This window comes from Thiomicrospira sp., assembly GCF_014859555.1.
Taxonomy (GTDB): domain Bacteria; phylum Pseudomonadota; class Gammaproteobacteria; order Thiomicrospirales; family Thiomicrospiraceae; genus Thiomicrospira.
In genome coordinates, this window is the sequence record NZ_JACUTY010000003.1 from 24,632 (window position 1) to 50,269 (window position 25,638).

Below are 25,638 nucleotides of genomic sequence, written 5' to 3' on the forward strand. Positions count from 1 at the left end.
GCGCGCGAATCTTACAACAATACGCGCTCAATCCCTTCATTTTCCAGCTTCGAAATAAAGTCTTTTTTCCAGCTTTTGCCAAGCAGGTTATTCACCATTTCTACCACAATATAATCGGTTTTTAGGCCGGTTTCATCTTGGTAACGGTTTAAGCCCTGTTGACAAGCTGGGCATGAAGTTAATAACTTCACGTTGCCATTCACCGCTTTCTCCGAACCCGTTAATTCTTTAATACCTTGCTTTAACTCGGCTTCCTTGCGGAAGCGTAATTGGTTTGCAATATCGGGACGTGCCGTCGCCAGCGTACCCGCCTCACTGCAACAACGGTCATTTAAAGGCACATCCATTCCAGTTAACGTGCTGGCTACCTTAGCCGAATCGTATTTTTTCATTGGATCATGGCAAGGCTCGTGATACATATATTGCACCCCTTCGACCCCCTGCATTTTGACCCCTTTTTCCATTAGGTATTCGTGGATATCTAATAATCGACAACCCGGGAAAATTTGTTCAAACTCATACTTTAACAATTGATCCATACAGGTACCACATGAAACCAACACGGTTTTAATATCCAAATAATTGAGCGTATTGGCGACACGATGGAACAAAGCTCGGTTTTCAGTCGTTATTTGTGCGCCTTTCGCCGCTTGACCGGCCGCCGTTTGTGGGTAACCACAACACAAATACCCTGGTGGAAGAATAGTCTGAACACCGGTTTCATACAGCATGGTTAAGGTCGCCATACTGATGTCACTGAATAAACGCTCTGAACCACAGCCTGGGAAATAAAACACGGCTTCGGTTTCTTCTGTGGTTTTAACCGGATCGCGCAAAATCGGCACAACCGTACGATCTTCAAGTGACAACAAGGCACGCATAGTAGGCTGATTAGGACCTATATCCAACGGCTTACGCACAAAATGAACCACCTGCTGAATCACAGGGGTTTGACCTGTAGAACTGGCCGGCAACTGACCTTTGCGCCCAAGTATTCCAGTCCATTTGGCTAAACGATGACCAACACGTTGACTGACAGCGCCCCAACCTAATAAGGTGGTGCGCAAAAACTTCACTAGGCCTGGTTGTCCGGTATTTAAGTAGAATAGCGCTGCTTTGGTACCAATACTGATTTGTTTTTGCCCCATATCGGTTAAGATTTTGCGCATGCGTATCGAGACATCACCAAAATCGATATCAACCGGACAAGGCGCTTCACATTTATGACAGGTGGTGCAGTGATCCGCGACATCGTTCATCGCATCAAAATGATGCAGTGAAATGCCACGTCGGGTTTGCTCTTCGTATAAAAATGCTTCGATGACTTGGCCGGTAGCTAAAATTTTATCCCGCGGTGAATAAAGTAGGTTTGCGCGTGGAATATGGGTTTGACACACGGGTTTACACTTGCCGCAACGCAAACAATCTTTAATATCATTATTGAGCTGATCAAGCTCACTGGCCTCTAAAATCAAGGCTTCCTGCTTCACTAATGACAAGGACGGCGTATAGGCATTATGCAAGCCAGAACCCGGCATCAGTTTGCCTTTGTTAAAGTGACCATTCGGATCAACTTTATTTTTGTAGTCCACAAAAGCCTGAATTTTTTCCGGCGATAAAAACTCAATTTTGGTTAAGCCGATACCATGCTCACCTGAAATTACGCCGCCTAAATCGGTTGCTAATTTCATCACACGTTTAACCACGAGATCCGCCAACTGAATCATCTGATAGTTATTAGAATGCACCGGTATATTGGTGTGGATATTGCCATCGCCAGCGTGCATGTGTAATGCCACAAACAATCGTGCGTTACGTAATTCAAAATGCAACTCTTTTAAACGCACCATAACCGCTTCAAAGTCATGGCCCATAAAGGTTTGCTGCAAAAAACCCAACACTTCTTGACGGTATGAAATTACCAAGTCTCGGCGTAGAATCAGCTTAACCAAAGTATCATTATCACGTATTTGAGTACGCGCACTTTCATCTAGAAAATCGACTAAATTGGCGGCCGGCTGATCTAACGAGCTTAACAAGGTAGTCCAGCGAAGCTTCACTTTCTCTAAATGCAGAAGCGTCGCCTGCACTTTCGAATTAAAGTATTCGGCTGGCCCGCCTTGGCTGTCTTCAAAGTCGTCTTCGAGAGTATATTCGGGAATATCGCTTGAGAAATAGGCACTTAAGCTATCTAAAATATCAATTTTATTTTGAATCGACATTTCGATGTTAATGCGTTCAATGCCTTCGTTATATTCATTTAAACGTGGCAATGGAATCACCACGTCTTCGTTGACTTTAAAAGCATTGGTGTGTGCTGAAATCGCAGCGGTACGTGAACGATCTGCCCAGAAACGTTTACGCGCATCAGCACTCACCGCCACAAAACCTTCGGCATTACGTTTATTCGCTAACTCAACAATTTCTTGACAAGTTTTTGCAACTTCAAAGCCGTTTTCGCCAGCAATATCGCCGATCAAAATCATTTTAGGCAATTCACGACGTTTGGCTTTAGTGTTGTATTTAACCGCTCTTACATAACGTTCGTCCAAATGTTCTAAACCAGCCAGCAAAATACCTTGAGCTTTTTTGCTTTCTATAAAGTCGGTGATTTCAACAATCGCAGGTACGGCTAAACTTAAATCGGTGCCGAAAAACTCTAAACATACAGTACGAATGTGTTCTGGCATACGATGCAAAATAAAACGTGCCGAGGTAATTAAGCCATCACAACCTTCTTTTTGCACGCCAGGCAAACCACTCAGGAACTTATCGGTAACATCCTTACCTAAACCGGCTTGGCGGAAGGCCGTACCCGGTATATTTAGGGTTTCAACCTCCCCCACCGGCGTAACGCCATCGCGTTGATAACGGTGGATTTCAAATGTGACCATCGCTTGATCTTGGAGCTTTCCTAGATTGTGATTAACACGTACCACTTCTAACCAGGTGGCATCCGGCATTACCATTTTCCACGAAGCTAAATTATCCAGCGTAGTGCCCCACAACACGGCTTTTTTGCCGCCAGCATTCATCGAAATATTACCGCCAATGGTGGAAGCATCATGCGAAGTCGGATCAACCGCAAACACTAAATCATTGCGTTCTGCCAATTCGGTTACGCGCTTAGTCACGACCCCAGCACCAGTACGCACGGTAGGTACTTTAACGCCCACCCCCGGCAGCTCAATTGGCTCAACCATACTGAGGAATTCAAGTTTCTCAGTGTTAATAACCGCCGTATTGGCATGCAAAGGAATCGCGCCACCTGTATAACCTGTGCCACCACCACGTGGAATAATCACTAGACCAAGTTCAATACAGGCTGCCACAATATCTGCGACTTCCTGCTCGGTATCCGGGCAAATCACCACCAATGGCAACTCAACCCGCCAGTCAGTCGCATCGGTTGCATGCGCTACCCTAGACAAACCACCAAAGTTTGCATTATCCGCACGTGTGATTTTCTTTAGTCGTTTACTAACTTTTTGGCGCAGGGCCACTTGTTGCGGAAACCAGGCTTCAAAATCAGCTACGGCCTTACGCACAGAATTGAGTAACGACTCAGCTACCTTATTATTATTTAAGCGGGCTTCAACCTGAGCTAAACGATGATGCAAAGCATTAATTAAAGCACTTCGACGTTTGGGGTTTTCCAACAAGTCGTCCTGAATATATGGGTTGCGTGACACCACCCACATATCCCCCAACACTTCAAACAACATTTGCGCAGAACGCCCTGTATTACGAGTTTCACGCAACTGTTCGATCGTCTGCCAACTCGCTTCACCTAAAAAACGTAAAACGATTTCTCGATCTGAAAAAGAAGTGTAATTGTAAGGAATCTCGCGAATGCGTTTTGTCGCTGTCATTTTTGCACTGCCACCTTAGGATTGAAAGTTAATAACATCAAGGGAAAATTATATGACCTGATAAACCACCAGGCCTGCTAATTAAATAGGGTTAAACCATTAGTTTGAACGCTGTCTTGGCTTATTTCGAGCTTTTTTCGACTCTGCGAATGTTTTAATTCGGCGTTTTCGATCTTTTTGTTTTGGCGTTAATAGATCTTTGTTCTCATCAAATGGGTTTTCACCCACTCTGAACTCTACAATAACCGGTGTGCCTTCCCATTTAAACGCTTTTCGAAATACATTTTCTAAATAACGCTTATAAGGTGTGGGAACCTTGTCCAATTTATTACCATGGATAATGACACGCGGTGGGTTTAAGCCACCTAAGTGAGCATAACGCATTTTTAAACGACGCCCGCCTACTAACGGTGGTTGATGATCCAGTATGGCTTGTTCCAGCACTCGATTTAAGTCCGATGTCGGCACTTTATGTGTGGCCGCATGGTAAACCTGTTTAATTGTTTTGAATAAATCGCCCACACCGGTGCCATGCAAAGCCGAAATGAGATGCGTTTTAGCATATTCGACAAACTGCAAACGATAATCCAACTCGTGGCGGATTTTTTTGCGTTGATCTTGGTCTAAGTTATCCCATTTATTTACCGCTAGAACCAAGCCGCGTCCAGACTCTATCGCCAAACCTAACAAGGTTAAATCTTGATCGGTAATGCCTTCGGAACCGTCCATTAACATCACCACCACATGCGCATCCTGCATGGCTTCGATGGCTTTTAAAATACTGAACTTTTCAATTTTTTCGAATACATTTTTTCGACGACGCACTCCCGCTGTATCAATCAGGGTATAAGCTTGTCCGTCACGTTCAAACGGCACATAAATACTATCGCGTGTGGTACCGGGCATATCAAACGCCACTACACGGTCTTCACCTAGCATTCGGTTGATTAGGGTGGACTTGCCTACATTTGGGCGACCGATTACCGCGACTCGAATGCCCGGGTGTTCGTCCAAACCAACATCGTCACTTAATAGTTCATTCGGTAAACGTTCAATTAAATCATCCACCGCTTCGGCTACGTTATCACCATGAGCGGATGAAATCCCAATTGGCTCGCCTAACCCCATGCCATAAAACTCAGCGGTTAAGACTTCTAGGTTACAGCCTTCGGTTTTATTTACCAGCAACTGTACTGGTTTACCAAAACTCCTAATAAAGTTCGCAATCGATTCATCTGCGGGGGTTAACCCGGCTCGGCCATCGGTAATAAAGAAAATCGCATGAGCTTCTTCCAGTGCTTGCTGAACTTGAGATGCCATTAAAGGATCAATCCCAAGGCCTTCACCACTCAGTCCGCCGGTATCGACCACAATATAGTCATGTTCACCCACTCGACCCGTGCCATATTGACGGTCACGGGTTAAACCCGGATAGTCGGCCACAATGGCGTCGCGGGTTTTAGTCAAACGGTTAAATAGGGTAGATTTACCTACATTGGGTCGCCCCACTAGGGCCACAATCGGTTTACTCATGGTTTACACTCGAATTAACACCACCAGGCCTGGTGGTCGGTGCGCTTCGATGTTGATAAGCCGTTACGCCACCATCACTATCTAACACATAATAATGTTGTTTATCTTGATGAATTTGTAGAATAGTCTCACCGTCTTTTAAATGATTGGCGTGTTTATAACGCGCCATAATGTGCCCATCCTTTGGATCTAACCAATGCAAATATCCTAAACCATCGCTTAAGAATATGGCTGGTTTTGATGTTGGGTTATTTAAATCAACCCTTACATCACCTAACAAGCGGTATTTTAAAGCCGCTTGATTCCAAAATTCGGTACCGGTAACCGGGTCTAATGCGCGCAATATGTCTTCTTCATCAACCAAATAAATGACATTATCAATCACCGTAAAATCACGGTAGCCCGAAATATCTTTAGCCCAAGAAATATTGCCATTGTTAGGATTCAACGCCGCCATACGACCGTTGTAACTCAACACAATTAAACGCCCATTGTGCAAAACCAAAGATGACTGGATATCCACCATTCTTTCTAAGTCGGTACGGCCAGACGGGGTCGCGATACGCGCGTCCCAAATGGTTTCACCCGTGTTAATCGACAGGGCTTCAACAAAGCCTGATTCTCGTCCAACATACACCTTGTCACCCTCGACCAATACCGGCGCGGCACCTCGAATAAACAAGCTGGGCATCTGATGATCCGCTACCCAAATGACTTCACCCGTTGACACATTAAGTGCAACCACCCGGCCATCATTAGTGCGCACAAATACACGATGGCCTTCAACCACCGGTGTACTGATCACTTCACTATTTAGGCGCGCTTGCCAAATAACTTGACCATTATCGGGCGACAAGGCCAATACATCACCTTTTGCCGAACCCACTAATAGTTTTTCATCGGCTAACACCGGTCCCGCAATTACCGCCGCTTCATAGTTGGTTTGCCAAATGACCTGATCGGTATAACGCGATTGATTCTGCTTCCAAAGCGCCGTCAGCAAACCTGAGCTGGAGGCCACATACAAGCGTTGACCATCACTCGTTAATGCCAAACTGCGACCATCCGCTTCGGCCAATTTATCCACCGAAACTTGCCACTGCAGGCTCATAGCGCGTGTTTCAACGCCATCTGTTAATGGCGTGGGTATCCGAACCGTTTGTGAAGTTGAACTGCAAGCCTGTAATAAAACGGCACTTATAAATAAGCCTGCGACTAAAAAAGAAGTTTTCATTATTGCGCCAAATCATCCATTTGTAAGCGTGCAATATTTCGCAAATCGGCTTGAGCTTCCTCATTGTCAACCACGCGTTTAAAGGCGGCCTGAGCTTGAGCAAAATTTTGTTGAGCCTGAGCTAATAACGCACTCACATAATCCACGTTTGCTTGTTGAGCACCAACCCATGTCTGTGCCGCAAAGCCATCTAATATGTTTTGCGCTTCATCCAACTGCGATAGTTCTATATGTATACGTGCCATTCTTAACTGAGCGGCCGCCTTCATATCACTAGGCTGCTTCGCATCTACCACCCATTGCAATGCCTCCAACGCCTCTTCTGATTCAGCTTTATCCCAGTGGAATTGCGCTAACATCATCGCCGCCGCGCCCGCATATGGACTGTTTGGCTGATCTTGCATTAAACGACGTGCTTCACGTGATACTTCACCAAACATAGCATTTTGATGGCTCAACTCTAACACCTCAAAGGTGGCGGAGGCATTTGCCGACTGGGTATAGCTATAAGACTGCCAATAACGCCAGCCAGCAAAGGCGATCGCCACTATTAGCACACCACTTAAAATCAACGTGCCATACTTAGCCCACCAAGCTTTAATAGCGTCCATTTGTTCCTGCTCGGTATCATAACGACTCATAACTTACCTTTCCTGCATATGTTGTGAAAAAAATGTCGCCAGCTGATCCCAAGCCAGCGACTGTTGTTCGGACTGTTCTCTTAATGGTTTGACCATAGCCACTTGTTGACTGACTTCATTATCACCCAAAATAACCGCATAGGTCGCACCCGACTTATCGGCTTTCTTAAGCTGACTTTTAAAGCTGCCCCCGCCACAATGCATTTGAATACTCAAACCTGGCAAGGCATCACGTAACATTTCGGCCAACACCAGGCCTGGTCGTAAAGCTTGATCACCGGCTAATACGACATACACATCGGCGGGGATGCCCGAGGCTGGATTTTGTTGATCAATAATCAACGCCATTAAGCGCTCGATTCCTAACGCAAATCCCACAGCAGGTGTCGGCTTGCCACCAATTTGTTCAACCAAGCCATCATAACGTCCACCGGCACAAACCGTACCTTGCGCACCCAAATCATTAGTTACCCACTCAAATACGCTGCGATTATAGTAATCCAAACCGCGCACTAGGTTTGGGTTAATCACATAATCCAAACCTAAGTCATCTAACTGGACACACAGTTGTTCAAAATGCTTTTTTGACTCGGCATCTAAAGCGTCCATTAGTTTCGGTGCTTTTGCCACCACATCCTGCATCGCTGGATTCTTGGTATCCAACACACGCAGTGGATTGGTATTTAATCGGCGCAAACTGTCTTCGTCTAGTTCAGATTCACGACTTTGCAAATAAGCCACTAAATCATCACGATAAGCCGCACGGGCTTGCTGGCTGCCGAGCGAGTTAATTTGCAACTCTAACCCTGTCAACCCTAGCTGTTCCCACAAACGGGCGCTGAGTGCGATTAATTCAACATCAATATCCGGTCCGTCTAAACCAAACACTTCAACCCCAATTTGGTGGAACTGGCGGTAACGGCCTTTTTGCGGACGTTCGTGACGAAACATCGGCCCTGAGTAATAGAGTTTTTGAATTTGATTGTGTGTTAAACCGTTTTCGATCATGGCTCGCACGCAGCCCGCCGTGCCTTCTGGGCGCAACGATAAACTGTCGCCATTACGATCAGCAAAGGTATACATTTCTTTTTCAACTATATCGGTTACTTCACCAATAGAGCGCGCAAACAACTCGGTTTTCTCAACCAGTGGCAAGCGAACGGGCTGGTATCCATACTGATGCAAAGTCTGCTCTGCGGCTTGCAAAACTTGTTGAAACGCCATGGCTTGCTGACCATAAATATCATTCATGCCGCGAATGGCCGCAATTTGTTTCGTCATAGAATTTTATTCCTAGGGTTTTATTTAATTCGTCTGCGAAGCCACAGCTCAGTCCGTTTCAACATTCTGATTTTCAATCACACGGGGTTCGAGCATGAGTGACTCCGAATTCATAGACGGGATGCCCACATTCTCTACGATGTTGGAATCGAGCAACCCTGTAACCAAAAAGTATCCCGCAACCAACACAACAACCCAAACAACCGCCCAATAGACTCGACGGCTATTTTCCGGTGCCTTAACATTTAAGCCTTTTTGCTGAACTGGCTTAAGTTTTGAGCTGTAGTTTTGGTCAGCACTTTTACTCAATATAAAAGGGCTTAAATCAACATCCAATAACGCCGCATAGTTTCGCAAATGACCCCGTTCAAACGGATCTAAACTTTCCAGAGAGGTCTTCTGTTCAAGCTCTTCTAACCGATCAGGCGGCAGTTTTAAGCTGTCAGACACCTGTTTTAGGCTAAGTTTCTTTTCCAAACGTTTATTACGCAAAACTTGCGCAAACGATGATTCGGCTGATATCTCTTGGTTCTGCATGACATTATCCTCTTGGAAACAAACAATCCTCAAACTTGATTTGGCTGAGAACGCGTCGTCAAATCCGTCAACTCTACACGATGAAGTGTCCGCTTCGTTCGATCCTTTACTTTACCCGCTAATTGCCCACAAGCCGCATCAATATCTTCGCCGCGGGTTTTACGTACGGTACAGTTTAACCCAGCTTGTTTTAATCGATCCTGAAAACGATGCACGGCGTTGTTGGATGAACGCTTATAGTCTGTATTTGGGAAGGGATTAAATGGAATCAGATTAATTTTGGACGCTAGATCACCTAACAATTCAACCAACTCATCTGCATGCTCAAGCCGATCGTTCACACCATCTAACATCACATATTCAATGGTAATATGCTTTTTGGAATTACCACCCTCTACATAACGAAACAAGGCTGGCATCAAGACTTCAAGTGGATATTTTTTATTCACCGGAACTAATTGGTCACGCAAGGCATTATTGGGTGCATGTAGTGAAATCGCCAAACTCGCATCCACCTCTTCTCGCAACTTGTCGATAGCTGGCACAACGCCGGCCGTGCTAATGGTAACGCGGCGTTTTGACAAGCCATAAGCATTATCATCCATCAAAATACGCGCGACTGGAAATACATGCGTGACATTTAATAACGGTTCGCCCATTCCCATGAAAACAACATTGCTCACCACACGTTCATCGCGCGGCGTGGCACCCATCGCTTTATTCGCCACCCACATTTGAGCAATGATTTCCCAACTCTCTAAATTACGATTAAAGCCCTGCTGAGCGGTTGAACAAAAAGAACACTCCAAAGCACAGCCCACTTGCGAAGAAATACATAAGGTGCCACGATCGGCTTCTGGAATAAACACGGTTTCAATGCAGTTGTGGTTATCCATTTCCAGCACCCATTTAATAGTGCCATCACTCGAGCGCTGCTCGGCGATAATTTTTGGGGTGCGAATCTGCGCGACTTGCTTTAACTTCTCGCGCAAAGCCTTACTGACATTGGTCATATCATCAAAGTCACTCACCCCCATCTGATGAATCCATTTCATGATTTGGACGGCACGAAAAGGTTTTTCACCCAGCTGAGCAAAAAAGGCTTCTAACGCCGCTCTATCCATACCCAGCAAATCTGTTTTTTCTGTCGCCTGTGTCATGCTTTTCCTAACCTTAGCTCAATAGGTGCAAGTGTTATCGACCTGAGAACACGTCGTTTGCACTAAAAAAATACGCAATCTCGCGTTCGGCACTCTCTGGCGAATCAGAACCATGCACACAGTTGACACGCGTCGACTCTGCATGATCCGCTCGAATAGTTCCTGGCGCGGCTTTGGTTGGGTCGGTTGCACCCATAATTTGACGATTTAAAGCAATCGCATTTTCGCCTTCTAAAACCTGAACCACACATGGACCGGATGTCATAAAACTCACCAATGGCTCGTAAAATTCACGCCCTTGGTGTTCGGCATAAAAACCGGCCGCTTGTTCCGGTGACATTCGGATCATTTTAGCCGCGATCACCCGCAATGCTTGAGACTCAAATCGATGAATAATGTCACCAATTAGGTTCTTTTGAACAGCATCCGGCTTAATAATCGATAGGGTTTGTTCAAGCATTTGTATTCCTTGGGCTTTCATAAAGGGAACCTATTTTATCAAGTCTACCTAAGGTTTGCACAATTGATCGCTTATTGTCGCGCCCAAAAGCAAGAAACCCCATCAAAGGGGTTTCTTAAACAAACTTTTCAACCCAATATATGGCTTAAACGGTAAAGGATTCTCCACAACCGCATTCATCTTTAATGTTTGGGTTTCGGAATTCAAAACCTTCGTTTAACAAACTTTCTTTGACATAGTCGATTTCAAGACCTTCTATATTCTTTAAACTTTTGGCATCCACATAAACATCGACCCCAAAATTTTCAAACACTTGGTCATCTTGCGCCGCTTCGTCGACGTAATCCACGACATAAGCAAAGCCGGCACAACCACTTACCTTGGTGCCCACACGCAAACCAATACCTTTACCACGTTTTTCAAGCATGGTTTTGACTCGCTGAGCTGCGGCCTGTGTAAGACTAACACCCATATTTTCTCCTTACAATTATCTGGTTATCTAACTATAAAGACACTGTAATTTTATGATCTGACGCGGTTTTATCTAACAAGGTCTGTAACGAAACCCCGCTTAAAAACTCATCAATCATGCAACTAAGATCATTCCAAAGCTCATGCGACAAACATTTACTGCCCTTTTGACAGTTGGCTCGTCCCTCACACTTGCGTGCATCTAACTTTTCGTCTACCGCGTGAATAATATGGCTAATACTAATTTCACCCGCTTCTCGACTTAGTCGATAGCCACCCCCTGGGCCACGTGCACTCTTAACCAAGCCGGATTTTTTTAACTTAGCAAATAATTGCTCAAGATAAGACAAGGAAATGTCTTGGCGCTGTGAAATTAAGGCCAAAGTGATCGGCCCGGAGTCTTGATTCAGGGCAATATCAATCATGGCCGTTACCGCATAGCGACCTTTTGAAGTAAGTTTCATCTATACAAATCCGAGTTTTAAAATAAATGTAATGCCAATTGTATAATAACCAACTAGAACACTCAACTATTTAACCTGCTGACTCATTTTTTGAGCCTCGATTTAAATGCGCGGCTTGCTCAGGATCATCCGGATCTAGTACCGCATCATCCAAGTTAGGTAACTTCATATCGACACGCGCGCCACCCAAACGTTCTATTTCTGAGCTTAGCTGAGCTAAACGTTCATCTTGCGCCTGTACATGATCGAGCAAACTATAAATGGCTTTTTCGACCGGATCATCGGCATCTTGCGTAATGCCATAAGCATCAAAGCCAATCTTCTGAGCCATCTGTTCACGTTTTTTGCGTTGCTGATCATCGGTTTTGTGCACGATACGCCCGGGAATGCCGACCACAGTCTTATCTTCTGGTACATCTTTGACCACCACGGCATTCGAACCAATACGCGCATCGTTTCCAATGTGGATGGGGCCTAATATTTTGGCGCCCGCACCCACAACAACACGTTCGCCTAGCGTAGGGTGGCGTTTACCTTCCTTCCAACTGGTTCCGCCCAAGGTCACGCCATGATAGAGCGTGCAATCATTGCCAATTTCAGCCGTTTCACCGATCACCACGCCCATACCGTGATCAATAAACACTCGTTCGCCAATTTTGGCCGCCGGATGAATTTCAACACCGGTAAACCAACGTGCCGTGGTCGCGATAAAACGCGCTAACCACTTTAAGCCTTTGCCCCATAAAAAATGCGCCAAACGATACCAAATAATCGCGTGCACACCTGGGTAAGTAGTCAATACATCCCATAAGTTTCGCGCGGCCGGGTCTCGCTCAAATACACATTTTATGTCTTGTTTTACTCGATCAAACATGTTTTTGCTTCTCCTCACGCAACTGCACTTGACGTTGCGCAGCCGTTAAAATACCACGCAAAATATCGACTTCTTTTACATCCAGCTGCGAGCGATTAAATAAACGCCGCATGCGTCGCATAAAACGCGCATTTTTATCTGGATCCAAAAATTCAATATCTTGCAAGGCTTGGTGCAAATGGCCGTAAAAACCTTCCATTTGTTCACTCGATGCGACATCGTGGCGATAACCTTGCGCTTGCTCAATCACTGGCTGGCAGGCCATTCGACATTCATAAGCAAACACCTGCACGGCGGCCGCAATATTTAACGAGGTGTATTCAGGGTTAGATGGAATGTGGGCCAAATAATGACATCGATCCATTTCTGCATTCGACAAACCCGAATCTTCACGACCAAATACCAGCGCGACTTTATTTGCTGATTTTTCGAGCGCTAACGCGGCTGTTTGACGCACATCCAACTGCGGCCAAGCCACTTTACGAAAGCGCGCGCTGGCTCCAATCACTAAAGAACAATCCGCTAAAGCTTCGTCCAAACTTGCAAACACTTGTGCATTCGCCAATATATCACCCGCACCCGAGGCACGTGATGAAGCCGTATGACTCGGATAATCGTTCGGGTTTACCAGAGCTAATTGTGTTAACCCCATATTCTTCATCGCCCGGGCTACACCGCCAATATTGCCTGGGTGTGAGGTTTCAACCAGGACTATCTTAATATTAGCTAATGGCGCATATTTATCAGGCATGTCGATTCCATCGTTTTAGTTTATAATAGCGAGCTAGTTTACACTAGGCCTGTTGCATTTTCATATTCGGGTCTTGTAAACGACGCGTTTGCTCATTCTTTTACAATCTGGAACTCTCAACATGCACCCAATTTTGAACGTGGCCATGATCGCGGCACGCGAAGCTGGCGAAATCATTCTTCGCAATCTCGACAATATCGACCGTCTTAATATCGAAGAAAAAACTAAAAATAACTTCGTCAGTGAGGTGGATAATTTGGCCGAACAAGCCATTATCAAAACCATTAAAAAGTATTACCCTGAGCACGGAATTTTAGCCGAAGAAAGTGGTCGCCAAAACCCTAAAGCGGATATGCAATGGATTATTGACCCACTCGACGGCACCACTAACTTTTTGCATCAGTTCCCACAGTTTTCCGTGTCAATCGCGGTAATGGAAAAAGGCAAACTTACTCACGGCGTGGTATTCGATCCGGTGCGTGATGAAATGTTCCATGCTACCCGCGGTGGCGGTGCGCGTTTAAACAATCGTCGTATTCGTGTGACTGAACAAAAACACTTAAAGCACGCTTTACTGGCCACCGGTTTTCCTTATTATGATTTTAATTATGTGGATAGCTATTTAGCCAGCTTTAAATCTTTCATGATTAACACGGCCGGTATCCGTCGCGCTGGTTCGGCGGCGTTAGACTTGGCTTATGTGGCCGCTGGGCGTGTGGATGGTTACTGGGAGTTTAATCTGAAACCTTGGGATATTGCCGCCGGTATTTTACTAGTGACAGAAGCTGGCGGTATGTGTACCGATTTTGCTGGCAACGACAACATGTTGGAATCCGGTAATATTTTGGCTTGTACGCCAAAACTGATGAAAGACATGGCTAAAACCCTAACCGAAACCATTCCGGCTGAATTACGCAAATAAAGCCTTACCACCAGGCCTGGTGCTTTCCAATACCAGGCCTGGTGGTTTATTACACCTAGCTATCTAAACGCTTCGACATTAAAATCGCATCCTCACGCCCATCAATATCACATTGATAATAGTTTTTTCGCACCCCATCTTGGACAAAACCCATCGTTTTATACAAGTTACGTGCGATCTTATTTGAACGCCGCACTTCTAACAGCACCACTGTATATTCGGTATTTTCAAACCGACTAAAGATCGCCTGTAAGGCTAGCTTTGCCACGCCTTGATTTTGGCAATTGGCCGCAATGCTTAAATTTAATAAATGCAATTCATCCAACACCGGCAATAAACAACAATAACCCAGTGCGGCGTCAGACGCATCCATTAATAAATAATTCAAGCCTTGGTGTAAAGCGCGCTCAAACCCGCCTCGGGTCCAAGGATGAGTGTAATTTTGATGCTCAATTTGCATCACCCAATCTAAATCGGATTCATCCAAGGGTTTTAAGTGGCTAAACATAGGGTGGGGCTGATCGGCTTTAGTTTGGGGAAAGGTGGATTAAGCGCTCATAAAATACACGCTTTAGATTGGGCTGTTCAAGCATCATTTCAAAACTTGGCAGCGGGATAACTTGCAAGCCTTCGGCCAACATTTCATTTAGTTGGTGATCTGGCTCCATACTAAACACTTGCTCGCAGCCGAGTTCGATTAAATGCTCAACCACATCAAACATGGCTTGCTCAGTCTGCAAAGCATCCGTATCGTAAAAAACAACAGCCTCTTCCGAGCCAAAGTGAAACGTCAGAATAGACTGCCATAACCACCAGGCCTGGTGGTCGGCTTGTTGCCAAATACTCGATAAACCCGAGCCAATCAGCACCCAGTTGGGTTGAGTTAGGGAACTTGGCAACGGATCTGCGAGATTTTGACCCGCCACTTCAGCCGGTTCGCTAACAGAACCGGGCGCTGTAGTTTGTGAGGCATTAAAGCTTGGCCGAACTTGCCAGTCGGTCACGCCTAAACCCGTCCAAACATCGGCATGTACTTTAGATTCAGACACCGTTTAAATGGTTTCTTCACGTTGCGGATGCGCTTTATTGTCATCAAGCGTAAACTTATTTAACGCATTGATATAAGCCTTCGCTGAGGCGGTGACAATATCCGTGTCCGAGCCTTGACCATTTAGAATACGCCCACCTTTTTCCAAACGCACGGTGGTTTCGCCTAGTGAGTCGGTGCCATTGGTCACATTACTCACAGAGTAAAGCTCCAACGTGGTGCCTGAATGCACTATTTGTTCAATGGCTTTAAAGGTCGCATCGACTACACCGCCGCCTTTCGCATGCGCGGTGTGTTCAATACCGTTTACCCATAAGGTTAAGATGGCTTGTGGCGCTTCACCCATTTCACTCGATACTTTTAACGCCATCAAACGAATTGATTCGTTTTCTAACCGGTCATTATTAGCATCGGTTACCAGTGCCTGTAAATCTTCATCGTAAATTTCATGTTTACGATCCGCCAACTCTTTAAAACGTAAAAACGCATCATTTAATTGCTCTTCGGTTTCAAACTCGATACCTAATTCTAATAAACGTGTACGGAAAGCATTACGACCCGAGTGCTTACCCAACACCATTTTATTGGTTACCCAGCCGACATCCTCGGCTCGCATAATTTCATAGGTTTCACGATGTTTTAATACACCGTCTTGGTGAATACCGGACTCATGCGCAAAGGCATTTGCACCAACAATCGCTTTATTGGGCTGCACCGTAAAGCCAGTAATGTTTGACACTAAACGTGACGCATTTAAAATTTCTTGCGTGTGAATACGCGTATCCACCGAAAAATGATCTTGACGAGTACGCACCGCCATCACTAGTTCTTCTAGGGCCGTATTACCTGCGCGCTCGCCCAAACCATTAATGGTGCATTCGACCTGACGTGCCCCATTTGATACGGCGGCCAATGAATTGGCTACTGCTAAACCCAAGTCATTATGGCAATGCGCTGAAAAAATCGCTTTATCCGAGTTTGGCACGCGTTCAATCACATTTTTAAATAATGCGCCGAACTGTTCCGGCACGTTATAACCCACCGTATCCGGTATATTAATCGTAGTTGCGCCAGCCTTAATCACCGCTTCAATCACACGACACAAAAAGTCTAATTCAGAACGCCCAGCATCTTCCGGTGAAAACTCAACGTTGTCGGTATAGTTACGCGCTTGTTTAACTGCCCAAACCGCGCGCTCAACCACTTCGTCCGGACTCATGCGCAACTTCATTTGCATGTGAATTGGGGAGGTCGCAATAAACGTATGGATACGTCCTGAGTTGGCTGGCTTAATGGCTTCGCCCGCACGTGCAATGTCATTTTCGACCGCGCGCGCTAAACCACAAATGGTGCTATCTTTAATCGCACTCGCCACCGCTTTAACTGATTCAAAATCTCCTTGGCTGGCGGCTGGAAAACCCGCCTCAATTACATCCACACGCAACTTTTCGAGCTGTTTCGCAATGCGAACTTTTTCTTCTTTCGTCATGGACGCGCCCGGGCTTTGTTCACCATCACGCAAGGTAGTATCAAAAATTATCAAATGATCTTTCATTACAATTCAGTCTCAATCAAAATTCATTAAAAAACGGGTTATTCACTTTTAGCGCGATGGCGCTGGGCACGTGTCTTTTTCAGTCGAACCAAGGTCATTACTAGGCCCGACATAACGTATAAAAAAGCAAGACCAAATAAAATAACCGAGGGTTTTAATGTAATGACAACAAACACTAAAACAATTAACAATAAGGTTACAAACGGGACTTTATCTTTTAAATTAAACTCTTTAAAGCTACTAAAGCGAACATTGCTCACCATCAATAAACCGGCCGCTAACGTAAAGCCCAAGGTCACCCAGGCTTCGAGTCCAGTATCAATTTGATTACTTTCGACCATCCATACCAAGCCCGCCAATAAAGCCGCCGCCGCTGGACTAGGTAAGCCTTGAAAATAACGTCGATCCGCCACGCCGACCTGGGTATTAAAACGTGCCAAACGCAAAGCCGCTCCCACCGTGAAGATAAACGCCACCAGCCAACCGAGTTTGCCAAATTCATTTAACACCCATACATACATGAGCAAGGCTGGCGCTAAACCAAACGAAACCATGTCGGCTAAACTGTCGTACTCCGCACCAAATGCACTGCTTGAGTTGGTCATACGCGCAATACGGCCATCTAATCCATCAAACACCATGGCAATAAATATCGCGATCGCCCCCGCCATAAAATCGCCGTTCATGCCTGCAATCACCGCATAAAACCCAGCAAACAAGGCCAAAGTGGTCATTAAATTCGGCAGCAAATAAATGCCGCGCTCAAATGGTGGTTTCATTTATATCCTTATTAGCTCAATTTAGTTTATTTAATTCTACATGGGTTTAAAGCAACTGAAAATGACTTTGGCTTAAATCTCTTCGCCGCGACCCACGCCAAAATAGCGGAATCCTTGTTGTTTCATAATATCTGGGTCAAAAATATTACGCCCATCAAAAATAATTGGTTGGCGCATCTTTTGTTTCATCACGGCATAATCCGGATTCCAAAAAAGCTTCCATTCGGTCAAAATGACCAAGGCATCCACCCCTTCAATCGCTTCATACATGGTATCAACCAGTTCAATCGGCTGAGCCCCCTGCCAGCTGGCGGCAAAGTCTTCCATAGCTTTTGGATCGTAAGCTTTAATCTGAGCGCCTTGAGCCGCGAAGGCTTCTAACGCTTTTAGACTGGGGGCATTCTCAACCGTAGACGTGTTGGGCTTAAACGACAAACCCCATACGCCAATTTTAAGACCACGCAGATCAGTATCAAAAAAACGCCAAGCCTTACGGAACAGGACTTCTTTTTGGATTTCATTATTCGATAAAACCGTGCGAAGCAAATCGGCATCGTAGCCCTTTGTTTGCAAATCGCCGACCAATGAACGCACATCGGCCGCAAAACTCGGTCCACCAAAACCACAGCCGGGATACAAATAACTAAAGCCAATTCGACTGTCAGAGCCTAAACCTTGGCGTACTTCTTCAAAATCAATATCAAAGTGTTCGGCATTATTCGCTAATTCATTCACTAAACTGATGCGTGTGGCCAACAGCGCATTCACCGCATATTTCGTGTACTCCGCTGCGCGAGTCGACATCACTTTAATCTGATCGGTCATGCGGTTAAACGGGCGCAATAAATCGCGCATAATTTTGATACTGCCTGGCTGCCGACAACCCAAAACAATTCGGTCTGGGCGCATAAAGTTATCCAGCGCGGAACCTTCACTAATAAAATCAGGCATCGCAACCACAGCGACATTTATAGCCAACTTACGTTTCGCAAAAGCATCCAGCAAGCGCTGTTCAAATCTATCTGCTGTACCAACTGGAAAGGTGCTCTGATTAACCACTAACACGTCTCGTTCAACAGTCTCACCAATTAATTCAATTAAAGCTTCCGCTCGATCCAAACGCCAAGATGGCGTGGATAAAATTAATACGTCAGCATGCGCCAGCCCGTCCTGCCAGTCGGCTTCAAATTGTAACCGACCTTCTTGATATTGTTGAGCCAACAAAGCATCCAGGCCTGGTTCTTCTCGCGGCAAACGTCCAGCCACCAAATCCTCAACCTTTACCTGACCAACGGGCAAAGCCATCACATCGTTCCCCGCATGCGCCAACGCACCAGCGGTAACCAAGCCGGTTAGCTCACATCCGAATACTGAAATTTTCATGACATCTTCACCCTGTTTAATAACTGTGCTGTCGAACCATCAAACCGGTCGGCTTGCTGGGCATCAAGCATTGCCTGATAGGTGTCTTTGGCAATCAACTTACCTAGCTCCACACCCCATTGGTCAAATGGATTGATTTCCCACATAACGGATTCGACAAACGTTTTATGTTCATAAAGCGCCACCAACATACCTAAGGTTTTGGCTGAAATCGACTTCAACAACAAGGTATTGGACGGTTGATTACCTGCATAATGTTTAAAAGCCGAGTCAAAACTCGACTTTAAGTTGTCGGGTATGGCGGCATCACCCAGCATTAACACACGCGACTGCGCAAAACAGTTAGCCAACGCCAAACGGTGTTGATATCGCAAAGATTCATTTTTGTGGGTTTCTGAATAACGGTCAAAATCATCACGCTCAACTGGCGCAATAAAGTCCGACATCACCGCTTGTGTTCCTTGGTGCAGCAATTGATAAAACGCATGCTGCGCATTCGGACCCACTTCGCCCCACAGAATCGGACAGGTTTTGTAATTAACCGTCTCACCCTGTCGGTTAACAGATTTACCATTGCTCTCCATGACCAATTGTTCCAAGTAAGCGGGCAAATATCTAAGCCTAGCGTCATAAGGCAAAATGGCTTTTGCTTGGATACCTAAAAAATTAATGTGCCAAACATCAATCAATCCCATGACGACTGGGATATTTTGCTCCAGCGGCGCTTGGGCAAAGTGTTGATCCATCAAGTTTGCGCCCGCCAACATGTCAAAAAAACCGTCCATGCCGACTTTTAAAGCGATAGGGAAACCAATACTCGCCCAAAGTGAGTAGCGCCCACCAACCCAATCCCAAAATAACAATTGGTTTTCAGGCGGAATGCCCCACTCAGACATCATATCTGGCTTAGTCGACACTCCAATAAAGTGCTGCGCCATAATAGTGTTAAGGCTCGGAATACGCTCTTCAAGCCAATCCTTGGCCGTTTCCGCGTTCGACAGGGTATCTATCGTGGTAAAAGATTTCGAAGCTAACACAAACAAGGTGGTTTCTTGGTTTAAGCCTTTCAATAAATTTGATGTTTGGGTACCATCAATCGACGAAATAAAATGCAAGTTGATGGGTGAAGTTTGAGTTTGTAACGCCTGCGTGACCATTAAAGGCCCCAGATCGGAGCCGCCTACACCAATATTAACCACATCCGTAATCGGTTTGCCGCTATAACCACGCCAATGACCTGCACGCACCTTGTTAACAATCGCAGTCATTTTCGTAAACTGATCTTTTACATCCGCTTGCACACTAGCCGCAAAGCCTTTTATGGAGGCATCCGTTCCGGCTCGTAGCACCGTATGCAGCGCAGGACGACCCTCGGTATCATTCACCTCTTCACCACTTATTAAGCGATCAATCCAGTCAGGCAAGGCTTGCTGTTGGGCTAACTCGAATAAAGCGGTGAGAATTTCATCATCTATCCGGTTTTTTGAATAATCCAAAAATAACTCATCCAGCTCAATTGCGTAACGTTGGGCTCGGTTTGGGTCTTGTTCAAACCACGTTTTTAAGTGTTTATCGGCCGCCCCGCTTTTTGCTAACGCATCTAACTTCTGCCATGCTTTCGACTGGTCCACCGCCATAATTCGATCCTCTTTAGTTAACTCACTAGTTCGACTTTTGCGGCTTTAGCTCATTCAAATCTAATGATGACAAATACGAATGAAATGAAGCACCTAGTTGTGAATCACGCAATGCATACTCTACATTGGCTTGCAAGAACCCTTGCTTATCGCCGCAATCATAGCTTTTGCCACCTTTAAACTCGAAACCAAACATCACTTCTTCTTTTAATAAATCCGCCATCGCATCTGTTAGCTGAATTTCACCCGCCTTACCTGGCCGAGTAGTTTTAAGTAGTTGCATCAAACGTGGTGTAAAAATATAACGCCCAACCACCGACAAATTGGATGGCGCCTCTTCGGGCGTCGGCTTCTCAACCAACTCCATAATTCGCAAATCGGCATCCATCACGCCTGCGATGCCATATTTATCCACTTGATCACTAGGAACCTGCTCTAGGGCGACCACACTGGTATGCACCTGCTCGTAATACTTCGCCATTTGCGCCAAACACCCTTGTTGCGGGTGATACATGAGTACATCTGGCAACAAAACTGCAAAAGGCTCATCGGGTGCGACGACATGCGAGGCACACAAAATGGCATGCCCCAATCCCAAAGCTTCCGGTTGCCGAATACTAATCAAATTAACGCCCGGTGGCGTAATATCAGCGATCGCGTCCAAGCGATCATGCTTAGCCGATTCTAAAAGCTTACTTTCAAGCTCATAGTGCGAATCAAAGTGATTTTCAATCGCGTTTTTGCTCGAGTGTGTAATCAAGATAATATCCGTAATTCCAGCCTGTGCGGCTTCTTGCACGATATATTGAATCAAAGGCTTATCAACAACGGTTAACATTTCTTTAGGTATCGCCTTGGTCGCCGGCAAAAAGCGCGTGCCCAATCCAGCAACCGGGATGATTGCCTTTGTTAATTTTCTATACATCACTTAAATTTTATCCTGTTCAATAGTGTTTTGACGTCTTTTGACCCATATTATCAAAGTTTCTTCATCCTTGCTGACCTCAGCGTCTAGGCCGGCTTGATGACAAAAAGCCGGTACATCTTTTAATGCCCCACGATCACTCAGCAGTAATTTAAACTCCGCCACATCGCGCTGCTCGACCAGCACTTTTTTTAGCCTAATCAGCGGCATTGGACAAACCAAACCACGCAAATCCACTTCAAACATTTTTTCACTCCTAAAACTTTATGTTCTTATAATAACCTAAAACGCAAATAACAGGACCAGTTAGCCTATGCCAAAGCTTAATTTAATCAGGGCCATTAGCCTTATCAGCCTCGCACTGATAACCCCTATCAGCCCGGCACAAAATCTACCTGACCTTGGATCACCAGGCCTGGTGATTTACGATCGCAACACAGAGGTCTCTTTAGGACGCGCATTTACGAAAGCTTTGCACACCCAATTTAACCTAGTCAAAGACCCCGAAACCCTTAGCTACGTTCGACGCATAGGTCACCGCATTGCCAGCCACACTCACGATGGCCGAAACTACCGTTTCTATGTGATTGACGACCCCGCCATCAACGCCTTTGCTGGACCTGATGGCATTATCGGCATTCATAGTGGACTAATCTTGGCGGCTGACTCCGAAGATGAGCTGGCCTCGGTAATAGCGCATGAAATTGCCCACGTCACACAAGAACACCTTTCACGGCGGTTTGAACAACAAAGCAGCCTTAATATCACCAGTTTCGCTTCACTATTGGCCGCCATCTTAATTGGTACCCAAAACCCATCCGCCGGCATTGCCACCATCATGGGGGCCACCGGCCTTAGCCTCCAAGAGCAGCTCAGACATTCGAGAATTCACGAACATGAGGCCGATCACCACGGCATTAGCCTTTTGCACCGAAGCGGCTACAACCCTAATGCCATGGCCGACTTTTTTGGCAAGCTCGCCAAGCAATACCAATTAAGCGAGTTTCGCCCGCCAGAAATACTCATGACCCACCCCGTGACCGAGACACGTTTAGCTCAGGCCAGTAATCGCGCCCACCAACTCGGCATACCTGAAGACCATCACGACAAGGTCAACCTGTTTTTAATTCAACAACGTCTAAAGCATCATGCACAACAGCCTAACACTGAATTTATCGAAGCAAGCAATCCATACAGCAATGTAATTCAATGCTATAAACAGCATATTTCAGAAAAAAACGCTTCAGCAGCCTGCCTAAAAGAGGCATTAAGCCAACACCCCAACAATCGCTTATTAAAAACAGCTCAGATTATGCATGGCCAGCATAACAACTCACAAAAACTGCCAAGCATTGAAGCACTCCATGCCATTTATCCGCAAGACCAAGCCATATTGCAGTTATTAGCTCAAGCCTACCAGCAAGCAGGACAAATAGAGCAAGCTATTGAACGGCTAGAGCGTAACCCGCACAACCACACCTACCAGTTTGAAATTTACCAAAAATTAAGCCAACTTTATGCTCAAACTAACAAGCTGGCGGAAGCCTACTTTTATGAAGCCAATGCATACTTAGGCATGGGTGACATTGAACGTGCCAAACACCTAGCTCGACTCAGTAACCAGCAAAACCCACCCATATCCAGGCATTTAGAAAAAGCATCAAAACAGCTACTAAAGGCACTTGGAATAGATGAAAATCCAACCTAACAAGCAATCGTTATAGAAAATACTTTATCGGGCGATTAAATAAAACTATGGCGATTACACCCAAAAAAACTTGCTTTTAAAAGCTAACTCCGTAAGCTTACACCTCAAGAGCCAAATTCGATAAAAGCTCAGTATTAGAATCCCAAAAGTAAAAAAATGGGAACGACAAGAGACTCTTTAGGAGGAGATAATGGTAAATTTTAAAGTAAAGCAAGCTTTAGCTGCGTTAACTGTTTCTGTTGCATTATTTGCAGCACCTGTTTACGCGTCTGACGATGCAGCAAAGGCCGCCGCTGCGGCAGCGGCCCTTGCGAAAAACATTGAAGAAGGCAAAAAACTTGCATTTTCACGCAGTGAAGGTAATTGTTTAGCTTGTCATATGATCCAAGAGGGAACCTCTCCTGGAAACATCGGGCCAGCTTTAATTGCTATGAAGTTGCGTTACCCAGACAGACAGAAATTGTTTGACAAAATTTGGGGCGTAAAAGAAACACAAGTACCTTACAGCATGATGCCATTATTCGGACGTAATGCTATTCTTTCAGATGACCAAATCAACAAGCTTGTTGATTATATGTACACTCTGTAATTTTTATTCCAAAACTTAACTGGGAGTTTTAAATCTTATGAAACGTAGATCATTCCTAAAAGCTACACTAGCAACTGGTGCAGCTTCTGTTGCCGTAAGTGCAGGCTTATTAACACCTTCAACTGTTCTAGCCAGCTGGAACAAAAAAGCGTTTGACGCTAAAAAAGTTGACGAAGCTCTAAACGCACTTCTTGGTAGCAGCGATGCAGCTGACTCTGCAGACGTTAAACTAACGGCTCCAGCTATTGCTGAAAACGGCGCGGTAACACCTGTTACTGTTGACGCTTCTGGCATGAAAGGTGTTGAGTCAATCGTTATCGTCGCTTCAAACAACCCTACTCCTCTAGTTTGTGAGTACAAGTTCTCTGGTGCCGCTCAAGGTTTCGTTTCAACACGTATCCGTTTAGGTAGCACTCAGCAGGTTATGGGCGTTGTAAAAGCTGGTGGCAAGCTATACAAAGCACAACAAGAAGTTCGTGTAACCATCGGTGGTTGTGGCGGTTAATTAACCCCTTTCAACTAACAAACCTATTATCATAGATAAAATTTGAGAAGGAATTACAAATGTCTATCAATCTAAGAACACGTGGATCAGTTAAAGGCGGCGTCGCTGAAATTAAATCACTAATCAGACACCCAATGGAGTCTGGCGCACGCATGGACCAGTCTACTGGTAAGCCTTTCCCAATGAAGCTAATCACTAACGTTGACGTAAGTGTTGCTGGTAAAAAAGTTATCGATGCTCAGTGGTCTGCAAACGTTTCAGCTAACCCTTACATGCACGTTAACGTTGCTGCAAACTCTGGCGACGAAGTAACAATCAGTGTTGAAGACAACACTGGTGAGAAAGGTTCTGATACTTTCAAACTAAGATAAGTCTTAGTCTGAGTGTGCCTTTGGGCACACTCAACCTATAATAAAAAAATCATAAGATTTACACAAAGAGCTCTCCGACGGAGGATTGGAAATGAAGAAGACATTGTTATCAGCCCTAGCATTAGGGATTGCGGTAAGTTTCAGCAGCCAAGTTGCGGCTGTCGATCCAGAACAAAGCCGTATGGATTTAATCGAATACTTCAAGGCGAAAACACCTGATCGCCCAATTGAAGACTATATTAATGGCATTTACGGTTACGATGAAGACCGTAGAATGCAATGGGAAGCGGGTGAAGAATTCCCTCCATACCTAGATGCTCTTGATGAAGGTAAGGCTATCTATGATAAAGATTTAGCTACCTATCAAAAGTGTTTTGGTGAGGATGTCACCAAAGTTCGAGCTAGCTTTCCACGTTTCAATGAAGAAACAAAAAAAGTAGAAGTGCTTGAGCAGATGATCAACCAATGCCGCAAGGCAGCGGGTTTGAAAGAGTATCGTAACACGGGGCAAGAAATGGCCAAAATGAGTGGCTACTTGGCTTATGAGGCTCGTGGTGAAAGAATCAACGTAGAACTAAAATCTGAAGAAGCAAAACAAGCTTTTGCAGCTGGTGAAAGATTCTATATTGAACCACGAGGCCAGTTAGGTTTGGCTTGTGCTAGCTGCCACGTGTATAACGCTTCGCGTAAAGCACGTTCAGATATTCTGTCTCCTGTAATTGGTCACAATAGTCACTTTCCTGCCTGGCGTTTAAATTCGTCTAGACTTGTTACACTTCAAGGTCGCTATACTGGCTGTCAGAAAAACATGCGTGCCGCACCATCTCCAGTATTTGGTGACGACTACAACAACGTAGAGTTATTCACAGCTTATATGAGCAACGGCTTAGAAATTAACGGACCAAGTATTCGTCAGTAATCTAGCTAAAAACTCGTGA

The 25,638-nt window shown here is 45.3% G+C and carries 26 protein-coding genes; 6 read left to right on the forward strand and 20 right to left on the reverse strand.

Annotated elements, in window-relative coordinates; all coding sequences use genetic code 11:
• Nucleotides 1-11: 11 nt before the first annotated feature.
• The 12 genes from IBX48_RS01020 to IBX48_RS01075 all read right to left on the reverse strand — a co-directional run bounded on the left by IBX48_RS01020 (nucleotide 12) and on the right by IBX48_RS01075 (nucleotide 13,278).
• Nucleotides 12-3,872, reverse strand: a complete 3,861-nt coding sequence (locus IBX48_RS01020) for a DUF3683 domain-containing protein (RefSeq protein ID WP_296829746.1) — start codon at nucleotides 3,870-3,872, stop codon at nucleotides 12-14.
• A gap of 99 nt (nucleotides 3,873-3,971) precedes the next feature.
• Nucleotides 3,972-5,405: a ribosome biogenesis GTPase Der gene (gene der / locus IBX48_RS01025; protein WP_296829749.1), complete on the reverse strand. Its 1,434-nt coding sequence runs from the start codon at nucleotides 5,403-5,405 to the stop codon at nucleotides 3,972-3,974.
• Entirely contained in the window at nucleotides 5,398-6,639 is a 1,242-nt protein-coding gene (gene bamB, locus IBX48_RS01030; RefSeq protein ID WP_296829752.1) for an outer membrane protein assembly factor BamB, read from the reverse strand. The genes der and bamB overlap by 8 nt, the downstream gene beginning before the upstream one ends.
• Nucleotides 6,639-7,280, reverse strand: a complete 642-nt coding sequence (locus IBX48_RS01035) for a tetratricopeptide repeat protein (protein ID WP_296829755.1) — start codon at nucleotides 7,278-7,280, stop codon at nucleotides 6,639-6,641. Before IBX48_RS01035 ends, bamB begins: the two co-directional genes overlap by 1 nt.
• A gap of 3 nt (nucleotides 7,281-7,283) precedes the next feature.
• Nucleotides 7,284-8,561 (reverse strand): histidine--tRNA ligase, encoded by a 1,278-nt coding sequence (hisS, locus tag IBX48_RS01040; RefSeq protein ID WP_296829758.1) that lies wholly within the window; start codon nucleotides 8,559-8,561, stop codon nucleotides 7,284-7,286.
• A gap of 48 nt (nucleotides 8,562-8,609) precedes the next feature.
• Nucleotides 8,610-9,098: a helix-turn-helix transcriptional regulator gene (locus IBX48_RS01045; protein ID WP_296829761.1), complete on the reverse strand. Its 489-nt coding sequence runs from the start codon at nucleotides 9,096-9,098 to the stop codon at nucleotides 8,610-8,612.
• A gap of 29 nt (nucleotides 9,099-9,127) precedes the next feature.
• A complete protein-coding gene (gene rlmN / locus IBX48_RS01050) occupies nucleotides 9,128-10,258 on the reverse strand; it encodes a 23S rRNA (adenine(2503)-C(2))-methyltransferase RlmN (protein WP_296829764.1) in 1,131 nt (376 codons plus the stop codon).
• A 34-nt stretch (nucleotides 10,259-10,292) separates the two neighbouring features.
• Nucleotides 10,293-10,718 carry a nucleoside-diphosphate kinase gene (gene ndk, locus IBX48_RS01055; RefSeq protein ID WP_296829767.1) on the reverse strand — a complete coding sequence of 142 codons (426 nt, stop codon included), beginning with the start codon at nucleotides 10,716-10,718 and terminating at the stop codon, nucleotides 10,293-10,295.
• A 145-nt stretch (nucleotides 10,719-10,863) separates the two neighbouring features.
• Entirely contained in the window at nucleotides 10,864-11,190 is a 327-nt protein-coding gene (gene iscA / locus IBX48_RS01060) for an iron-sulfur cluster assembly protein IscA (protein WP_296829770.1), read from the reverse strand.
• Between the two features lie 31 nt (nucleotides 11,191-11,221).
• Nucleotides 11,222-11,653, reverse strand: coding sequence for an Rrf2 family transcriptional regulator (locus tag IBX48_RS01065; protein WP_296829773.1), 432 nt, complete (start codon nucleotides 11,651-11,653; stop codon nucleotides 11,222-11,224).
• 70 nt (nucleotides 11,654-11,723) lie between these two features.
• Nucleotides 11,724-12,527: a serine O-acetyltransferase gene (cysE, locus tag IBX48_RS01070; protein WP_296829776.1), complete on the reverse strand. Its 804-nt coding sequence runs from the start codon at nucleotides 12,525-12,527 to the stop codon at nucleotides 11,724-11,726.
• Entirely contained in the window at nucleotides 12,520-13,278 is a 759-nt protein-coding gene (locus IBX48_RS01075; RefSeq protein WP_296829779.1) for an RNA methyltransferase, read from the reverse strand. The genes cysE and IBX48_RS01075 overlap by 8 nt, the downstream gene beginning before the upstream one ends.
• Nucleotides 13,279-13,399: 121 nt before the next feature.
• Between IBX48_RS01075 and IBX48_RS01080 the strand changes: the two genes are divergently transcribed.
• The gene (locus IBX48_RS01080; protein WP_296829781.1) at nucleotides 13,400-14,200 is read left to right on the forward strand and encodes an inositol monophosphatase family protein; all 801 of its coding nucleotides are present in this window, start codon (nucleotides 13,400-13,402) and stop codon (nucleotides 14,198-14,200) included.
• 55 nt (nucleotides 14,201-14,255) lie between these two features.
• Here IBX48_RS01080 and rimI read toward each other — a convergent pair whose 3' ends face one another.
• The 8 genes from rimI to IBX48_RS01120 form a co-directional block, all read right to left on the reverse strand.
• The gene (gene rimI, locus IBX48_RS01085) at nucleotides 14,256-14,708 is read right to left on the reverse strand and encodes a ribosomal protein S18-alanine N-acetyltransferase (RefSeq protein WP_296829784.1); all 453 of its coding nucleotides are present in this window, start codon (nucleotides 14,706-14,708) and stop codon (nucleotides 14,256-14,258) included.
• Between the two features lie 19 nt (nucleotides 14,709-14,727).
• The gene (locus IBX48_RS01090; protein WP_296829787.1) at nucleotides 14,728-15,249 is read right to left on the reverse strand and encodes a hypothetical protein; all 522 of its coding nucleotides are present in this window, start codon (nucleotides 15,247-15,249) and stop codon (nucleotides 14,728-14,730) included.
• A gap of 3 nt (nucleotides 15,250-15,252) precedes the next feature.
• Nucleotides 15,253-16,803, reverse strand: coding sequence for a 2-isopropylmalate synthase (locus IBX48_RS01095; RefSeq protein ID WP_296829790.1), 1,551 nt, complete (start codon nucleotides 16,801-16,803; stop codon nucleotides 15,253-15,255).
• A 38-nt stretch (nucleotides 16,804-16,841) separates the two neighbouring features.
• Complete coding sequence (gene pssA / locus IBX48_RS01100; RefSeq protein WP_296829793.1) at nucleotides 16,842-17,582, reverse strand: CDP-diacylglycerol--serine O-phosphatidyltransferase; 741 nt, start codon at nucleotides 17,580-17,582, stop codon at nucleotides 16,842-16,844.
• 72 nt (nucleotides 17,583-17,654) lie between these two features.
• Nucleotides 17,655-18,965, reverse strand: coding sequence for a UDP-glucose/GDP-mannose dehydrogenase family protein (locus IBX48_RS01105; RefSeq protein ID WP_296829796.1), 1,311 nt, complete (start codon nucleotides 18,963-18,965; stop codon nucleotides 17,655-17,657).
• Nucleotides 18,962-20,602 (reverse strand): glucose-6-phosphate isomerase, encoded by a 1,641-nt coding sequence (gene pgi, locus IBX48_RS01110; RefSeq protein WP_296829799.1) that lies wholly within the window; start codon nucleotides 20,600-20,602, stop codon nucleotides 18,962-18,964. Before pgi ends, IBX48_RS01105 begins: the two co-directional genes overlap by 4 nt.
• A 25-nt stretch (nucleotides 20,603-20,627) precedes the next feature.
• Complete coding sequence (gene galU, locus IBX48_RS01115) at nucleotides 20,628-21,527, reverse strand: UTP--glucose-1-phosphate uridylyltransferase GalU (RefSeq protein ID WP_296829863.1); 900 nt, start codon at nucleotides 21,525-21,527, stop codon at nucleotides 20,628-20,630.
• A gap of 3 nt (nucleotides 21,528-21,530) precedes the next feature.
• Nucleotides 21,531-21,773 carry a sulfurtransferase TusA family protein gene (locus IBX48_RS01120; protein WP_296829804.1) on the reverse strand — a complete coding sequence of 81 codons (243 nt, stop codon included), beginning with the start codon at nucleotides 21,771-21,773 and terminating at the stop codon, nucleotides 21,531-21,533.
• A gap of 67 nt (nucleotides 21,774-21,840) precedes the next feature.
• Here IBX48_RS01120 and IBX48_RS01125 point away from each other — a divergent pair, with 67 nt between their 5' ends.
• The 5 genes from IBX48_RS01125 to soxA all read left to right on the forward strand — a co-directional run bounded on the left by IBX48_RS01125 (nucleotide 21,841) and on the right by soxA (nucleotide 25,619).
• Nucleotides 21,841-23,235, forward strand: a complete 1,395-nt coding sequence (locus IBX48_RS01125; RefSeq protein WP_296829807.1) for a M48 family metalloprotease — start codon at nucleotides 21,841-21,843, stop codon at nucleotides 23,233-23,235.
• Between the two features lie 190 nt (nucleotides 23,236-23,425).
• A complete protein-coding gene (gene soxX, locus IBX48_RS01130; protein WP_296829810.1) occupies nucleotides 23,426-23,824 on the forward strand; it encodes a sulfur oxidation c-type cytochrome SoxX in 399 nt (132 codons plus the stop codon).
• A gap of 37 nt (nucleotides 23,825-23,861) precedes the next feature.
• Nucleotides 23,862-24,329, forward strand: coding sequence for a thiosulfate oxidation carrier protein SoxY (soxY, locus tag IBX48_RS01135; protein ID WP_296829812.1), 468 nt, complete (start codon nucleotides 23,862-23,864; stop codon nucleotides 24,327-24,329).
• Between the two features lie 59 nt (nucleotides 24,330-24,388).
• Nucleotides 24,389-24,700: a thiosulfate oxidation carrier complex protein SoxZ gene (gene soxZ / locus IBX48_RS01140; protein ID WP_296829815.1), complete on the forward strand. Its 312-nt coding sequence runs from the start codon at nucleotides 24,389-24,391 to the stop codon at nucleotides 24,698-24,700.
• Between the two features lie 91 nt (nucleotides 24,701-24,791).
• Nucleotides 24,792-25,619, forward strand: a complete 828-nt coding sequence (gene soxA / locus IBX48_RS01145; RefSeq protein ID WP_296829817.1) for a sulfur oxidation c-type cytochrome SoxA — start codon at nucleotides 24,792-24,794, stop codon at nucleotides 25,617-25,619.
• Nucleotides 25,620-25,638 lie beyond the last annotated feature (19 nt).

Excerpts from the sequence above, each read along its gene's own strand:
- IBX48_RS01075 (WP_296829779.1), bottom strand. The coding sequence starts at position 13,278 with ATGCCTGATAAATATGCGCCATTAGCTAATATTAAGATAGTCCTGGTT.
- IBX48_RS01095 (WP_296829790.1), bottom strand. The coding sequence starts at position 16,803 with ATGAAAGATCATTTGATAATTTTTGATACTACCTTGCGTGATGGTGAA.
- cysE (WP_296829776.1), bottom strand. The coding sequence starts at position 12,527 with ATGTTTGATCGAGTAAAACAAGACATAAAATGTGTATTTGAGCGAGAC.
- soxA (WP_296829817.1), top strand. The coding sequence starts at position 24,792 with ATGAAGAAGACATTGTTATCAGCCCTAGCATTAGGGATTGCGGTAAGT.
- der (WP_296829749.1), bottom strand. The coding sequence starts at position 5,405 with ATGAGTAAACCGATTGTGGCCCTAGTGGGGCGACCCAATGTAGGTAAA.
- IBX48_RS01045 (WP_296829761.1), bottom strand. The coding sequence starts at position 9,098 with ATGCAGAACCAAGAGATATCAGCCGAATCATCGTTTGCGCAAGTTTTG.
- rimI (WP_296829784.1), bottom strand. The coding sequence starts at position 14,708 with ATGTTTAGCCACTTAAAACCCTTGGATGAATCCGATTTAGATTGGGTG.
- iscA (WP_296829770.1), bottom strand. The coding sequence starts at position 11,190 with ATGGGTGTTAGTCTTACACAGGCCGCAGCTCAGCGAGTCAAAACCATG.
- hisS (WP_296829758.1), bottom strand. The coding sequence starts at position 8,561 with ATGACGAAACAAATTGCGGCCATTCGCGGCATGAATGATATTTATGGT.
- IBX48_RS01035 (WP_296829755.1), bottom strand. The coding sequence starts at position 7,280 with ATGAGTCGTTATGATACCGAGCAGGAACAAATGGACGCTATTAAAGCT.
- ndk (WP_296829767.1), bottom strand. The coding sequence starts at position 10,718 with ATGCTTGAACAAACCCTATCGATTATTAAGCCGGATGCTGTTCAAAAG.
- soxZ (WP_296829815.1), top strand. The coding sequence starts at position 24,389 with ATGTCTATCAATCTAAGAACACGTGGATCAGTTAAAGGCGGCGTCGCT.
- IBX48_RS01105 (WP_296829796.1), bottom strand. The coding sequence starts at position 18,965 with ATGAAAATTTCAGTATTCGGATGTGAGCTAACCGGCTTGGTTACCGCT.
- soxY (WP_296829812.1), top strand. The coding sequence starts at position 23,862 with ATGAAACGTAGATCATTCCTAAAAGCTACACTAGCAACTGGTGCAGCT.
- IBX48_RS01080 (WP_296829781.1), top strand. The coding sequence starts at position 13,400 with ATGCACCCAATTTTGAACGTGGCCATGATCGCGGCACGCGAAGCTGGC.
- pgi (WP_296829799.1), bottom strand. The coding sequence starts at position 20,602 with ATGGCGGTGGACCAGTCGAAAGCATGGCAGAAGTTAGATGCGTTAGCA.
- galU (WP_296829863.1), bottom strand. The coding sequence starts at position 21,527 with ATGTATAGAAAATTAACAAAGGCAATCATCCCGGTTGCTGGATTGGGC.
- IBX48_RS01020 (WP_296829746.1), bottom strand. The coding sequence starts at position 3,872 with ATGACAGCGACAAAACGCATTCGCGAGATTCCTTACAATTACACTTCT.
- IBX48_RS01125 (WP_296829807.1), top strand. The coding sequence starts at position 21,841 with ATGCCAAAGCTTAATTTAATCAGGGCCATTAGCCTTATCAGCCTCGCA.
- IBX48_RS01120 (WP_296829804.1), bottom strand. The coding sequence starts at position 21,773 with ATGTTTGAAGTGGATTTGCGTGGTTTGGTTTGTCCAATGCCGCTGATT.
- bamB (WP_296829752.1), bottom strand. The coding sequence starts at position 6,639 with ATGAAAACTTCTTTTTTAGTCGCAGGCTTATTTATAAGTGCCGTTTTA.
- pssA (WP_296829793.1), bottom strand. The coding sequence starts at position 17,582 with ATGAAACCACCATTTGAGCGCGGCATTTATTTGCTGCCGAATTTAATG.
- rlmN (WP_296829764.1), bottom strand. The coding sequence starts at position 10,258 with ATGACACAGGCGACAGAAAAAACAGATTTGCTGGGTATGGATAGAGCG.
- IBX48_RS01065 (WP_296829773.1), bottom strand. The coding sequence starts at position 11,653 with ATGAAACTTACTTCAAAAGGTCGCTATGCGGTAACGGCCATGATTGAT.
- soxX (WP_296829810.1), top strand. The coding sequence starts at position 23,426 with ATGGTAAATTTTAAAGTAAAGCAAGCTTTAGCTGCGTTAACTGTTTCT.